Here is a 12552-nt window from a genome sequence, read left to right on the forward strand (position 1 = left end):
AAGAGCAAAAGCGGGTCGCTTCGCTGCGCTTGCTCTGGTGTCGACCAAGGTCGACACCCACCAACAGCCGTCAGTAGTGCAGTACGCAGTCCCGGCAGATCGCGGGAACCTGTCGAAGGCGGGGTGGGTCCGGTTGCGGGGGCGTGAGCCGCATGGATGCGGCGACCGAGCTTACATGGACGTACTTGCAGCGTCCCCCGCAACCGGACCCACCCCGCCATCCCACGGATAGCCAGCTTTTGACGTTGACGTTGCTTCTGCGGGTGCAGGGCGCAGCCCTGCAAACAAACCCCACCCTCAGTAACGCGGCCGGCCTTCTTCCAGCACTTGGCGCAGGAACGGTACGGTGATCCGCCGCTTCGCCGCCAGCGACTCGCGGTCCAGCCAGTCCAGCAGCGTGATCAACCCACCCAGCTCACGGCCGGTGTGCGACAGCAGCCACTCGATGGCCGCCTCGTCAATCGCCAGGCCACGGCGCAGTGCACGCTCACGCAGCACCGCCGCGCGACCTTCCTCATCCAACGGCTGCAGCAGCACGCGCACGCACTGGCCCAGCCGCGAACGCAGGTCGGGCAGTACCAGGCCCAGTTCTTCCGGCGCCTTCTGCGCCGTGTACAGCACGGTCACGCCCGCAGCGCGCGCGCGGTTGTGGAAATCAAACAGCGCGATCTCGTCTTCGCGATTGCCCGCGATCTCATCCAGGCCGTCCAGCGCCACCAGCTCTCGCACCTCCAGCCCATCCAGCGCCGCACGCACGCGGCCGGCCGCACTGGCCAGCGGCACGTAGGTCGGCAGGCGCCCGGCCTGCTCGGCGCTGGAACACATCGCCAGCGCCTGGTGGGTCTTGCCCGTGCCCGCCGCACCTTCCAGGTAGACCCAGTCGTGGCTGGCACCCACCGCGATCGCGCGCAGCTGCGCCAGCGCGCCATCCGGCGCGCCGATGAAGGTCTCCAGGCGCTGGTCCCGCGGGTAATGCAGGGCCAGCGGCAGTTGCGGCACACCCATCACTTCAGGTCGGGGCCCTTGTCGTTCGGAATGATGATATGGGGGGCATCGACCACGCCATCAAGCACGATCGCAGGCTTCTCGCCCACGTACAGCTCGCTCTGGCGATAACGCTGGTGCGCATAGCGCAGCAGCACGTTGGTCACCGCCGCCACCGGCAGCGCCAGCAGCATGCCGAGGAAGCCGAACAGCTGGCCACCAGCCATCACCGCGAAGATCACCGCCACCGGGTGCAGGCCGATCTTGTCGCCGACGATGCGCGGGGTCAGCACGTAGCTCTCCAGCAGCTGGCCGACGGTGAACACCACGCCGACCAGGATCAGCAGCTTCAGATCGAAGCCCTGCGCCTGCACCAGCGCCGCCACGATCGCCATCAGGATGCCGGTGGTCGCGCCCAGGTACGGGATGAAGCTGATCAGGCCGGCAATCAGGCCGATCAGCAGGCCCAGCTTGAGGCCGACCAGCGACAGGCCGCCGGCATAGATCACGCCCAGCGCCAGCATCACCAGGAACTGGCCGCGGATGAACGCGCCCAGCACCTCGTTGGACTCACGCGCCAGCGCGCTGATGGTGCCGATCTGGTTGCGCGGAATCACCGACGCCACCCGCTCGACCAGCTTGTCCCAGTCACGCAGGAAGTAGAACGCCAGGATCGGCAGCAGCAGGATGTTGACCACCCAGGTCACCATCGCGAAGCCCGAGCGCGAGACGTAGCCCATGAACGTGGTGGCGAAGCCGCCGGCCTGCTGCCAGTGGCTGCGCACCCATTCAATCAGACGGTCCGGATCCATCCACTGCATCACTTCCAGGCCGGTCTTCTGCTCGAACCAGGGAATGCCCTTTTCCATCAACCACGCCTGTGCCTGCGGCGCGACCGCGATCAGGGTGGTGATCTGGCGCTCGATCATCGGCACCAGCACCAGCAGCAGCGCCACGATCACCAGCACCATCGCGGCGAACACCAGCACCACGCCGGTCATGCGCGAGCGGCCGGTGGCCTCGATGCGGTCCACCAGCGGATCGCCCAGCCAGGCCAGCGCCAGCGCCAGCACGAATGGGGTCAGGATCGGCGCCAGCAGCCATACCACCCAGCCGATCAGGCCGGCGAACAGGATGTACTTCAGGCGGCGCAGGAACTGCGCGATTTCCGCTTCCGGGGTCAGAGTCATCGCAGGCGGTACTCGTTGCTGACCGGCGGGGCCACCGGAGTACCGGTGGTGTCATCGATCGGCGTCGGCAGCGCCGGCAGCGGCGCGCTCGGCACCAGCACGCCGTTGTCGCCCAGCATGCGGTTGAAGCCGGCCAGGCCGGTGGTCATCTCCAGGCTCAGCTCCAGCTGGCCGGCCGAAGCGTGCAGCGGGGTGACGTTGCGCACCACCGGCACCTCGCGCAGGCCGGCAGCCAGGCGCAGGTAGTCGTCGGCGCTGTTGATACCGGTGACCACCACCCGGTAGCTGCCGGCCTGGCCGACGGCAGCGCCGGCCTTGGCATAGCGCTTGACCAGCGCATCGGCGGCACCGTCGGCACCGGCGGCCATCGCGCGCATGGCATTGGCGTCCTTGCTGGTCCACTTGTTCAGCTCACGGCCGTTGTCGACGAACACCCAGTCCGCCTGCCAGCCACCGTTGGCGCGGTACAGCTTGCCGATCAGCTGCATCGGCGGCGAGTAGCGCGAAGAGGCGCGGGCCACGGCGGCGCTGTCCTGGCGCCAGATGGCACCGGCCAGTGCCTGTTCGGCGGCACCACCGCTGGGCAGGCCCAGCTTGTAGCCGCGCTCGATGGCGCGGTTCAGCAACGGGCGGGCGGCGTTGGCCTGCTGCACGCTGACCAGGCGCGGACCACTGCCGTCGTCGACGGCCAGCCACAGCACCGGCTTCGGGCGCGGCTGCGGCCACAGCGGCAGGCCCAGCGCCGACACCAGCGAATCGACATCGTCCTCGCGGAAGCGGGCCACCAGCAGGGTACGGAAGCTGGGGGCGCCACTGGCGCTCACGCTCTGGTCCTGCTTGTAGTCGTAGCTGGCCACGTAATCCTTGGCATTGCGCAGCGCCTGCGCCACGCCAGGGCGCGACATCACGCTGCGATCGCCGGACAATTTGCCCAGTACAACGCTCAAGGCGCGGGCCAGGGCGCCGTTGCGGTCGGCTTCGGCTTGGCTGTTGACGGGCACTTCGGCCTCGTACGCGCCGGTGGCGGTGGCAACATCACCCTCGGTGCGCAGGCCGCTCTGGGCCATCGTGGCCACCGGCAGGCTCAGCGCAAGGAGCAGGGTCAGAATCAGGCTGCGGCGCATCAGGACATCCATTGGCTCGACGTATCCGGGGGAATTGTTGCCCGAATACGGCCTTTGCGCCAATGCGGCCTGTTAAAATCGCCCGTTCAACCCCTGCCAGCGCCGACGCCCGTGACCAACACCCCGTCTTCCGCCCCCTCCCCCCTCACCTACCGTGACGCGGGTGTCGACATCGACGCCGGCAACGAGCTGGTCGAGCGGATCAAGCCCCTGGTCAAGCGCAGCTTCCGCCCGGAAGTGATGGGCGGCCTGGGTGGCTTCGGCGCCCTGTTCGACCTGTCCAACAAGTACCGCGAGCCGGTGCTGGTGTCGGGCACCGACGGCGTGGGCACCAAGCTGAAGCTGGCCCACCAGCTGAACCGCCACGATACGATCGGCATCGACCTGGTCGCCATGTGCGTGAACGACGTGCTGGTGCAGGGTGCCGAGCCGCTGTTCTTCCTGGACTACTTCGCCACCGGCAAGCTCGACATCGACACCGCGGCGGCGGTCGTGGGCGGCATCGCCAACGGCTGCACCGAGGCCGGCTGCGCCCTGATCGGCGGCGAAACCGCTGAAATGCCCGACATGTATGCCCCGGGCGAGTACGACCTGGCCGGCTTCACGGTCGCTGCGGTCGAGAAGAGCGAGCTGAAGGACGGCGCCAGCGTGGCCGCCGGCGACGTGCTGATCGGCATCGCCTCGTCCGGCCCGCACTCCAACGGTTACTCGCTGGTGCGCCGCATCTACGACCGCGCCGGTCGCCCGGCCGATCTGGAGCTGGAAGGCGGCGTGAAGCTGGTCGATGCGCTGATGGCGCCGACCCGCCTGTACGTCAAGCCGATCCTGTCGCTGCTGAAGTCGCACGGCGAGGCCATCCACGGCATGGCCCACATCACCGGTGGCGGCCTGACCGAGAACATCATCCGTGTGGTGCCCGAAGGCCTGGGCCTGGACATCCAGGCCTCGTCGTGGACCCTGCCGCCGGTGTTCCAGTGGCTGCAGAAGGAAGGCGCGGTGGCCGACAGTGAAATGTGGCGCACCTTCAACTGCGGCATCGGCTTCGTGCTGATCGTGGCGCCGGACCAGGTGGCTGCAGTGTCCGACGCGGTCAAGGCGCAGGGCCTGGAGCACTGGACCATCGGCCAGGTGGTCACCGCCGAAGGCGCCGAGCGCGTCCACATCGGCTGATCCCGGCAACCCAGGAGCCCGCATGGACGCAACGCCCCCCTTGTCGCCCGCCCCCGTGCCGCCGCCGCTGGCGACGGTACCGGTGTTCAGCGCGCAGGATGCCGATCACCTGCGCATGCTGGCCATCGCGCACTACGTGGTCGGCGCCCTGATCGCGCTGTTCTCGCTGATCTTCATCATCCACATCGTGCTGGGCATCACCGCGCTCACCGGCAACCTGCCGATGAATTCCGGCGGCCAGCCGTCATCGCCGGCCGAGGAGCGCCTGTTCGGCTGGATGTTCACCATCGTCGGCTGCGTCATCGTGTTCGGTGGCGTTACCCTGGGCGCGTTCGTGGCCTACGCCGGCCGCTGCCTGACCCGTCGCCGCCGCTACCTGCTGTGCCTGATCGTGGCCGGCCTGGCCTGCCTGTTCACGCCGATCGGCACCGCACTGGGGGTGTTCAGCCTGATCACCCTGCTGCGCCCGCAGGTCAAGGCCGCCTTCGACCTTCCCGCCGCGACCGCATGACCGCCTCCGGCAATCCGCCGCCGCTGCCACATCAGACCCTGGCGCAGCTGCAGCTGACCAGCCATCTGCAGACGCTGAAAGTGCTGTTCTACGCGTTGGCCGGTTTCCATTGGGTCGCCACAGTGGCGTTCCTCGGCCTCAGCGGCTGGGTGGCCCAGTCACGCGGGCTGGACGATGCCTGGATGCTGACCACGGTCTATGCGTCGATCGCCGGGCTGGCCGCCGTGCTGGGGTTCGTGCAGCTGCACACCGCGCGCCAGCTGTCACATCGCACCGGGCTGGCCTGGTGCCAGCGCGCAGCCTGGCTGGGCGTACTGGCCGGCCCGCTGGGCATGGCCTTGGCCGCCTATGCCTGGGTGTTCCTGTCCAAGCCTGAAATGGCCGCGCTGTTCGACCGCGGCGACCACCTCAGTGTCTGAACCTGCCGGCAGACGCCTTGTCCTGTCCTGATCGATTTCCCATGTCCGCGCCTGCCCTCCCGACGTCCACTTCGCCCACCACCCACCGCTTCTCGGGCCCCAAGAAGCTGGCCTTTGCCACCGTACTGGCGGTGTTCGCCATCAGCTGGGTCCACCCGCTGTGGCCTACCGAACAGGCCCTGCACAGCACCCTGACCGTGATCGGGCTGGCCGCGCTGCTGTGGGTCGACCGTCGCGGCGGCTGGCTGGGCAACGGCGCCTTCATCGCCATCTGCGGCTTCATCGCGCTGCACTGCGTGGCGGCGCGCTGGCTGTATTCCAACGTGCCCTACGACGCCTGGGCGCAGGCGCTGACCGGCTGGTCGCCGAATGCGGCCTTCGGCTGGCAGCGCAATCACTTCGACCGCCTCATCCACTTCCTGTTCGGCGTCTGCTTCACTCCCGCGCTGCTGCAGCTGGCGCGCCATGCGTGGCCCGCGCTGCGCCTGGGCCAGGCCTTCACCCTGGCGGTGATGACGGTGATGTGTGCCAGCCTGGTCTACGAATGGTTCGAGTGGGCCATCGCGCTGGCGCTGTCGCCGGATGCCGCCGAGGCCTACAACGGCCAGCAGGGTGATATGTGGGATGCGCATGCCGACATGCTGATGGCGACCGTCGGCAGCCTGCTGACGTGGCCACTGATCCGCCGGAGTTCCCTGCAATGACCGCCCCAACCCGCATCGCCGTGCTCGCCTCGGGCCGCGGCAGCAACCTGCAGGCCATCCTCGACGCGATCGGCAGCGGCCGCCTGCCGGCCGAGGTGGTCGGCGTGTTCTCCGACCGCCCTGCTGCAGAGGCCCTGCAGCGCGTCGCACCGAACCTGCGCTGGGCACACACGCCGAAGTCCTTCAGCGACCGCGCCGCCTACGAGCAGGCACTGGGCGATGCGCTTGCCGCAGTACAGCCGGACTGGATCGTCTGTGCAGGCTACATGCGCATCCTCGGCGCGGCCTTCGTGCAGCGCTTCAATGGCCGGCTGGTCAACATCCATCCGTCGCTGCTGCCGCTGCACAAGGGCCTGGACACCCACGCGCGGGCGCTGCAGGCCGGTGATGCCGAACACGGTGCCAGCGTGCACCTGGTGGTGCCCGAGCTGGATGCCGGAGCCGTGCTGGCGCAGGTGCGGGTTCCCGTGCTGCCGGGCGACGACGCGCACAGCTTGGCCGAGCGCGTGCTGGCGGTGGAGCATCCGCTGCTGATCGCCACCCTGCAGCTGTTGTGCGCTGGCCGCCTGGCTGAACGGGAGGGCCAGCCGCAACTGGACGGTCACCCCCTGTTTAGCCCGTTGGCCCTAGATTCCGCCGGGAATCTGAACCGGTAACGCCCTTGCACACGCCCCGCTGACTGCGGGGCTGGCATCCTGCCCCCTCCTGCGGTCCCTGTCCTCCATGAAGACCACGACCCTGCTGTCCACTTCATTGCTGCTGTCGCTTGCCGTGTTCCCCGGCGTGGGCTGGGGACAGGCACCGGCGCCCGCCACCCCGCCGGCACCGGTGCCTGCAGCGCAGCCGCCTGCCGAGGCGCCGGCCGTACCGATGCCACCGGCACTGGCCTGGGAGCCACCGCCGCTGCAGCCCTTCAGCGCCACCTACCAGGCCTTCTACAAGGGCAAGGAAGCGGGCGATGCCAGCATGCAGGTCACCCACACCGGCGGCAGCCAGTGGCGGGTGGACATGCAGGTGGTCGGCCGCCGCGGCTTTGCCAGCGTGCTGGGCCTGAACATCGAGCAGAGCACGGTGTTCGAGGAGCGCGGCGGCGTGTATGCGCCGCTCAGCCAGAGCACGGTGCGCAAGGGCCTGTTCCTGGGCAAGAAGGCGGTCGGTACCTACAACTGGCAGGCCGGCACCGCGCAATGGACCGGTGACGTCAAGAAGGAACGCGCGCAGCCGATCCCGCTGCAGGCGGGTGACCAGAGCGCGCTGCTGATCAATCTGGCGATCATGCGCGATGCCCGCCCGGGCGCCGCCATGCATTACCGCTACGTGGACATGGGCAAGGTCCGCGAACACGACTACCAGGCCGCGCCGCAGACCGAGAACGTCGAGGTCGGCGACCTGTCCTACAACGCGCTGCGGGTCTACCGGACCAACGGCGGCAGAAACGAAACCATTCTCTGGATCGCCAACGGTGTCCCCACCCCGGTGCGCATCCTGCAACGCGAAGACGGCGAAGATCGCGTCGATCTGCGCCTGATCGAATACCAAGGAGTCTGAGCATGAACACCCTGACCCGCCACCTCACCTGGATCGCAGCCGCTGCCCTGACCGTGGCCAGCCTGCCGGCCATGGCCCTGGAACCGTTCAAGGCGGATTACCTGGCCAGCTACATGGGCATGCAGGCCAACGGCACCATGACCCTGGCCAGCGAAGGCAGCAACAAGTGGCGCTACAGCCTGCAGGTGAAGAACCAGCTGGCCGACCTGAGCCAGAGCACGGTGTTCGAGGAAGTGCGTGGCCAGCTGCGCCCACTCAGCAGCCAGGACCGTTCGGCACTGCTGGTGAAGAAGCGCAACGTGCAGGCCAACTACAACTGGACCAGCAACCAGGCCACCTGGACCGGCGACATCAAGCCGGACCGTGCGGGCCCCATCGCGCTGAAGGCGGGCGACATGGACGCGCTGCTGATCAACCTGGCGATCGCCCGTGACCTGGCCGCCGGCAAGCCGCTGACCTATCGCATGGTCGACGAAGGCCGCATCAAGAACATGACGTACCGCGTGATCGGCAAGGAATCGATCACCGTGGGCGGCAAGAGCTACGAGGCCACCAAGGTCTCGCGCGCCGACGGCAACAAGGAACTGATCGCCTGGATCGTGCCGGAGTTCCCGGTGCCGGCGCGCATGCTGCAGCGTGAGAGCGGCCGCGATGCGCTGGACCTGACCATCAAGGCGATGAACTGACCGGAGATCCACGTCATCCACGCATGGCGTGGATGGATGTATCCCAAAAAGAAACGCCCGCTTCCGCGGGCGTTTTCTTACTTCTTCGCTTCGGCCGGTTTCTCTTCGGCCGCCTTGAACTCGGTGCGGCAGTCCACGCGGATCTGCTCACCGGTGCTGCGCCAGACGAAGGTGCGGCAATGACGGTTGCCGTCCTGGCTGTCGTTCACTGCGACCGCATAGAACGACTCGATGATTTCATCACGCGTGACCGTGCCATCGCCATTCCAGTCCATGTCCTTCTGCTCGATGCCCCGGGTGATGGCGATGTTGGCGTACCAGGCATAGCCCAGCCACGCCAGCACGATCAGCACCAGGGCCAGCAGCGCCTTGCGACGCGGGCTGAACTTGCCGCGCAGGATCATGGCACGCGCCGGATGGTGGCGCCGAGCGAAGACAGCTTCTCTTCGATGTTCTCGTAGCCACGATCAAGGTGGTAGATGCGGTCGATGGTGGTGTCGCCGCTGGCCATCAGGCCGGCCAGGATCAGCGACGCCGACGCACGCAGGTCGGTCGCCATCACCGGTGCACCGCTCAGGTGCTCGCTGCCACGCACGATGGCGGTATGCCCTTCGACCTGGATGTCCGCACCCAGGCGCAGCAGTTCGTTGACGTGCATGAAACGGTTCTCGAAGATCGTTTCGTTGATCACGCCCACGCCCTCGGCCACGCAGTTGAGCGCCATGAACTGCGCCTGCATGTCGGTCGGGAATGCCGGGTACGGCGCGGTGGTCAGGTTGACCGCCTTCGGCCGCTTGCCCTGCATGTCCAGGGTGATGGTGTCGTCGGTGGTCTCGATCTTCGCACCGGCCTCGACCAGCTTGGACAGCACCGCGTCCATGGTGTTCGGGCGCGCGCGGTTGACGGTGACCTTGCCGCCGGTCATCGCTGCGGCCACCAGGAAGGTGCCGGTCTCGATGCGGTCGGGCAGCACTTCGTGGCGGCCACCGGACAGGCGCTCGACGCCTTCGATCACCAGGCGGGCGGTGCCCAGGCCTTCGATCTTCGCGCCCAGCGCGATCAGGCAGTGCGCCAGATCGGTCACTTCCGGTTCCATCGCGCAGTTGTCGAGGATGGTGGTGCCTTCAGCCAGCACCGCACCCATCAGCACGTTCTCGGTGCCGGTGACGCTGACCATGTCGAAAGTGAAATGGCCGCCCTTCAGGCGCTTGGCGGTGGCCTTGATGAAGCCGTTCTCGACCACGATCTCGGCACCCAGCGCCTGCAGGCCCTTGATGTGCTGGTCGACCGGACGCGAACCGATCGCGCAGCCGCCAGGCAGCGATACTTCGGCCGCGCCGAAGCGGGCCAGCAGCGGGCCCAGCACCAGGATCGAGGCGCGCATGGTCTTGACCAGCTCATACGGTGCCACGTGCTGGTTGACCGAACGCGGGTCGACCACGATCGCGCTGCCGCGCGACAGCGTGCCCTGGTCGATGGTGACCTTGGCCCCCAGCTCGCCCAGCAGCTTCACCGTGGTGACCACGTCGTGCAGGTGCGGCACGTTGGTGATCTCCACCGGCGCATCGGCCAGCAGGGTCGCGCAGAGAATGGGGAGGACGGCGTTCTTGGCGCCGGAGATGCTCACTTCACCGTGCAGCGCAGCGCCGCCGGTCACAACGATCTTGGCCATGTATTCGGGATCTTCTGCGGTTCAGCCGGCTTCGGCCGGGGTCACGGTTTTTAGCGCCAGCGCGTGGATCGCGCCGCCCATCAGGTCGCCCAGCGTGGCATACACCATGCGGTGGCGAGCCAGCGGCATCTTGCCGGCAAAGGCCTCGCAGACCACGGTCGCTTCGAAATGCACGCCATCGTCGCCCTGCACGTCGGCGCGGGCGCCGGGCAGGCCGGTTTCGATCAGATTGCGGATGGTGTCGGCGTCCAACGGGCTTTCCTAATAAAATGTGCCTCCATTCTACTTCCGCTGCGTGGCGTCCGCATGGCCGAATCCCTGTTGCCCCCCCGTTCCGTCGACCCTGCCGGCCTGGTCGCCAGCGGCCGCCGCGTCTTCGAGATCGAGCGGCAGGCGCTGGATGCCGTGGCCGACCGCCTTGGCGAGGCCTTCCAGCAGGCCTGCCAGGCGATCCTGACCAGCCGCGGGCGGGTGGTCGCCACCGGCATGGGCAAGTCCGGGCATATCGCCCGCAAGATCGCCGCCACCCTGGCCTCTACGGGTACGCCGGCGTTCTACGTGCACCCGGGCGAAGCCGGCCACGGCGACCTGGGCATGATCACCGAGGACGACGTGGTACTGGCCCTGTCCTATTCGGGCGAGTCCGACGAGGTGCTGATGCTGCTGCCGGTGCTCAAGCGCCAGGGCAACGTGCTGATTTCCATGACCGGCCGCCCGCAGTCCAGCCTCGCCACCGCCGCCGACATCCATCTGGACGTGAGCGTGCCGGCCGAGGCCTGCCCGCTGGCGCTGGCACCGACCTCCAGTACCACCGCCTCGCTGGCGATGGGCGATGCGCTGGCCGTGGCCCTGCTCGACGCGCGCGGCTTCACCGCCGATGACTTCGCCCGCTCGCACCCGGCCGGCAGCCTCGGCCGCCGCCTGTTGCTGCACATCACCGACGTGATGCACACCGGCGAGGACCTGCCCAGCGTGGGCGCCGACGCCAGCCTCAGCGAAGCGCTGATGGAAATGAGCCGCAAACGGCTGGGCATGACCGCCGTGGTCGATGCCGACGGCGTGCTGATCGGCCTGTTCACCGACGGTGACCTGCGCCGTGCGCTGGACAGCGCGCTGGACGTGCGCACCGCGAAGATCGCCGATGTGATGACCCGCAACCCGCGCACCATCGGTGCTGACCAGCTCGCGGTCGAGGCGGCCCGGCTGATGGAAACCCACAAGATCACCGGCCTGATCGTGGTCGATGGCCAGGGCCGCGCGGTCGGCGCCCTGAACATTCATGACCTGTTGCGGGCCCGGGTGGTTTAACCGACAGTCCGTAGACCCCATTCAGTCTGTAACGCCGCACCTGCCCCCAACGAGCCTGCCGCCCTGATGCCCTGGTCCCCCCTGCCCGCCTTCCCCGCCCATCTGCATGCCGCCGCGGCCCGTATCCGCCTGGCCTGCTTCGACGTGGACGGCACCCTCACCGACGGTCGGCTGTACTACGACAAGGACGGCAACGAGAGCAAGGCGTACTTCGTGCAGGACGGTCTGGGCCTGAAACTGCTGCAGCAGCACGGCATCCATCCGGTGCTGATCACCGCGCGCAACAGCCAGTCCGCGCTCAAGCGCGGCGCCGACCTCGGCATCGATACCCAGATCGCCGTGGGCGACAAGCTGGCCAGCGTGCAGGCGCTGTGCGCGCAGCACGGCATCGGCCTGGAACAGGTGGCGTTCATGGGCGATGACCTGCCCGACCTGGCGCCACTGGGTGCGGTCGGCCTGGCGGTGGCCCCGGCCAACGCCCATCCGTGGATCGCCGAGCGCGTGCATTGGCAGACGCGCGCCGAGGGCGGACTGGGCGCCGCACGTGAGCTGTGCGACATCCTGCTGGCCGCGCAGGGGCATGTGGACGCCGTGCTGGCGAGGTTCGGCGCATGAACCTGCCTACCCTCAACTGGCGCACCGTGCTCGGCATCGGCCTGCTGCTGGCCGCCCTGCTGAGCAGCTGGGCGGCGCTGCGCAACCGCGACAAGGGGCCAGCCAAGGGTGGCCAGGAAGTCGGCGTGGACTACGTCCTGCACGACTTCCAGATCGTCGCCCTGGATGAGCAGGGCAAGGAATCGACCACGCTGCGTGCGCCGCTGCTGGAGCGCCAGCGCGGTGACCAGACCATCAACATCGCCACGCCGCTGTTCGAGATGCCGGACAAGGATGGCAAGCACTGGACCCTGCGTGCCGAGACCGGCTGGCTCAGTGCCAAGGGCGACGAGATGAAGCTGCGCGGCAATGTCGCTGGCGACAGCCCGGCCGGCCCGGGCACGGTGCCGACCACCTTCCGCACCGACCATCTGGACGTGTTCCCGAAGGAAAACCGCGCCCGTACCGACGCCCTGGTGACCATGACCCGCCCGGGCATGGAACAGTCCGGTGTGGGCTTCGAAGTGGATTCGAAGAACAACACGTATCATTTCCTCAGCCAGTCCAAGGGCCGCTACACGCCCAAGCGCTGATTCCGCCGCCAGCCTGCGACGTCTCCGGACAGGCGCAAGGCCGGCAGCT

At 68.1% G+C, this 12552-nt stretch carries 16 protein-coding genes; 10 read left to right on the forward strand and 6 right to left on the reverse strand.

Features of this window, described 5'->3' with window-relative positions:
• Nucleotides 1–297: 297 nt before the first annotated feature.
• Genes hda through AC13FN_RS02905 form a run of 3 tightly spaced genes read right to left on the reverse strand, consistent with a single transcriptional unit; the run spans nt 298 to nt 3310 of the window.
• Nucleotides 298–1005, reverse strand: a complete 708-nt coding sequence (hda, locus tag AC13FN_RS02895; protein ID WP_019336863.1) for a DnaA regulatory inactivator Hda — start codon at nt 1003–1005, stop codon at nt 298–300.
• The gene (locus AC13FN_RS02900) at nt 1005–2174 is read right to left on the reverse strand and encodes an AI-2E family transporter (protein WP_054171163.1); all 1170 of its coding nucleotides are present in this window, start codon (nt 2172–2174) and stop codon (nt 1005–1007) included. The genes hda and AC13FN_RS02900 overlap by 1 nt, the downstream gene beginning before the upstream one ends.
• Complete coding sequence (locus AC13FN_RS02905) at nt 2171–3310, reverse strand: DUF2066 domain-containing protein (protein ID WP_197577974.1); 1140 nt, start codon at nt 3308–3310, stop codon at nt 2171–2173. The genes AC13FN_RS02900 and AC13FN_RS02905 overlap by 4 nt, the downstream gene beginning before the upstream one ends.
• 99 nt (nt 3311–3409) lie before the next feature.
• Here AC13FN_RS02905 and purM point away from each other — a divergent pair, with 99 nt between their 5' ends.
• The 7 genes from purM to AC13FN_RS02940 all read left to right on the forward strand — a co-directional run bounded on the left by purM (nt 3410) and on the right by AC13FN_RS02940 (nt 8336).
• Nucleotides 3410–4468 (forward strand): phosphoribosylformylglycinamidine cyclo-ligase, encoded by a 1059-nt coding sequence (gene purM, locus AC13FN_RS02910; RefSeq protein ID WP_010483620.1) that lies wholly within the window; start codon nt 3410–3412, stop codon nt 4466–4468.
• A 22-nt stretch (nt 4469–4490) separates the two neighbouring features.
• Nucleotides 4491–4979 carry a hypothetical protein gene (locus AC13FN_RS02915; protein WP_401744563.1) on the forward strand — a complete coding sequence of 163 codons (489 nt, stop codon included), beginning with the start codon at nt 4491–4493 and terminating at the stop codon, nt 4977–4979.
• Entirely contained in the window at nt 4976–5398 is a 423-nt protein-coding gene (locus AC13FN_RS02920; protein WP_054171161.1) for a hypothetical protein, read from the forward strand. Before AC13FN_RS02915 ends, AC13FN_RS02920 begins: the two co-directional genes overlap by 4 nt.
• A gap of 41 nt (nt 5399–5439) precedes the next feature.
• Entirely contained in the window at nt 5440–6102 is a 663-nt protein-coding gene (locus AC13FN_RS02925; protein ID WP_010483625.1) for a DUF2238 domain-containing protein, read from the forward strand.
• Nucleotides 6099–6758: a phosphoribosylglycinamide formyltransferase gene (gene purN / locus AC13FN_RS02930; protein WP_054171160.1), complete on the forward strand. Its 660-nt coding sequence runs from the start codon at nt 6099–6101 to the stop codon at nt 6756–6758. Before AC13FN_RS02925 ends, purN begins: the two co-directional genes overlap by 4 nt.
• A 67-nt stretch (nt 6759–6825) precedes the next feature.
• A complete protein-coding gene (locus AC13FN_RS02935) occupies nt 6826–7650 on the forward strand; it encodes a DUF3108 domain-containing protein (RefSeq protein WP_049486823.1) in 825 nt (274 codons plus the stop codon).
• Between the two features lie 2 nt (nt 7651–7652).
• On the forward strand, nt 7653–8336 hold the full coding sequence (locus AC13FN_RS02940) for a DUF3108 domain-containing protein (RefSeq protein WP_049434451.1): 684 nt from the start codon (nt 7653–7655) through the stop codon (nt 8334–8336).
• Nucleotides 8337–8413: 77 nt separating this feature from the next.
• Here AC13FN_RS02940 and AC13FN_RS02945 read toward each other — a convergent pair whose 3' ends face one another.
• From AC13FN_RS02945 to AC13FN_RS02955, 3 genes are read right to left on the reverse strand one after another with little or no spacing between them, the layout of a single operon-like run.
• On the reverse strand, nt 8414–8740 hold the full coding sequence (locus tag AC13FN_RS02945) for a hypothetical protein (RefSeq protein ID WP_019336869.1): 327 nt from the start codon (nt 8738–8740) through the stop codon (nt 8414–8416).
• A complete protein-coding gene (gene murA, locus AC13FN_RS02950; protein WP_197577976.1) occupies nt 8737–10008 on the reverse strand; it encodes a UDP-N-acetylglucosamine 1-carboxyvinyltransferase in 1272 nt (423 codons plus the stop codon). Before murA ends, AC13FN_RS02945 begins: the two co-directional genes overlap by 4 nt.
• 21 nt (nt 10009–10029) lie before the next feature.
• On the reverse strand, nt 10030–10260 hold the full coding sequence (locus AC13FN_RS02955) for a BolA family protein (protein ID WP_005408396.1): 231 nt from the start codon (nt 10258–10260) through the stop codon (nt 10030–10032).
• Between the two features lie 54 nt (nt 10261–10314).
• Here AC13FN_RS02955 and AC13FN_RS02960 point away from each other — a divergent pair, with 54 nt between their 5' ends.
• From AC13FN_RS02960 to lptC, 3 genes are all read left to right on the forward strand, one after another.
• On the forward strand, nt 10315–11316 hold the full coding sequence (locus AC13FN_RS02960; RefSeq protein WP_043398378.1) for a KpsF/GutQ family sugar-phosphate isomerase: 1002 nt from the start codon (nt 10315–10317) through the stop codon (nt 11314–11316).
• 66 nt (nt 11317–11382) lie between these two features.
• Nucleotides 11383–11931, forward strand: coding sequence for a KdsC family phosphatase (locus tag AC13FN_RS02965; protein WP_010483642.1), 549 nt, complete (start codon nt 11383–11385; stop codon nt 11929–11931).
• The gene (gene lptC, locus AC13FN_RS02970; protein WP_043398371.1) at nt 11928–12503 is read left to right on the forward strand and encodes an LPS export ABC transporter periplasmic protein LptC; all 576 of its coding nucleotides are present in this window, start codon (nt 11928–11930) and stop codon (nt 12501–12503) included. The genes AC13FN_RS02965 and lptC overlap by 4 nt, the downstream gene beginning before the upstream one ends.
• The last annotated feature ends 49 nt before the right edge of the window (nt 12504–12552 follow it).

The organism is Stenotrophomonas sp. 115C5, from assembly GCF_056861055.1.

What these genes read in the sequence shown, in the direction of transcription:
- hda (WP_019336863.1), bottom strand. Translation starts at nt 1,005, where the DNA reads ATGGGTGTGCCGCAACTGCCGCTGGCCCTGCATTACCCGCGGGACCAG.
- AC13FN_RS02900 (WP_054171163.1), bottom strand. Translation starts at nt 2,174, where the DNA reads ATGACTCTGACCCCGGAAGCGGAAATCGCGCAGTTCCTGCGCCGCCTG.
- AC13FN_RS02905 (WP_197577974.1), bottom strand. Translation starts at nt 3,310, where the DNA reads ATGGATGTCCTGATGCGCCGCAGCCTGATTCTGACCCTGCTCCTTGCG.
- AC13FN_RS02915 (WP_401744563.1), top strand. Translation starts at nt 4,491, where the DNA reads ATGGACGCAACGCCCCCCTTGTCGCCCGCCCCCGTGCCGCCGCCGCTG.
- AC13FN_RS02920 (WP_054171161.1), top strand. Translation starts at nt 4,976, where the DNA reads ATGACCGCCTCCGGCAATCCGCCGCCGCTGCCACATCAGACCCTGGCG.
- AC13FN_RS02925 (WP_010483625.1), top strand. Translation starts at nt 5,440, where the DNA reads ATGTCCGCGCCTGCCCTCCCGACGTCCACTTCGCCCACCACCCACCGC.
- purN (WP_054171160.1), top strand. Translation starts at nt 6,099, where the DNA reads ATGACCGCCCCAACCCGCATCGCCGTGCTCGCCTCGGGCCGCGGCAGC.
- AC13FN_RS02935 (WP_049486823.1), top strand. Translation starts at nt 6,826, where the DNA reads ATGAAGACCACGACCCTGCTGTCCACTTCATTGCTGCTGTCGCTTGCC.
- AC13FN_RS02940 (WP_049434451.1), top strand. Translation starts at nt 7,653, where the DNA reads ATGAACACCCTGACCCGCCACCTCACCTGGATCGCAGCCGCTGCCCTG.
- AC13FN_RS02945 (WP_019336869.1), bottom strand. Translation starts at nt 8,740, where the DNA reads ATGATCCTGCGCGGCAAGTTCAGCCCGCGTCGCAAGGCGCTGCTGGCC.
- murA (WP_197577976.1), bottom strand. Translation starts at nt 10,008, where the DNA reads ATGGCCAAGATCGTTGTGACCGGCGGCGCTGCGCTGCACGGTGAAGTG.
- AC13FN_RS02960 (WP_043398378.1), top strand. Translation starts at nt 10,315, where the DNA reads ATGGCCGAATCCCTGTTGCCCCCCCGTTCCGTCGACCCTGCCGGCCTG.
- AC13FN_RS02965 (WP_010483642.1), top strand. Translation starts at nt 11,383, where the DNA reads ATGCCCTGGTCCCCCCTGCCCGCCTTCCCCGCCCATCTGCATGCCGCC.
- lptC (WP_043398371.1), top strand. Translation starts at nt 11,928, where the DNA reads ATGAACCTGCCTACCCTCAACTGGCGCACCGTGCTCGGCATCGGCCTG.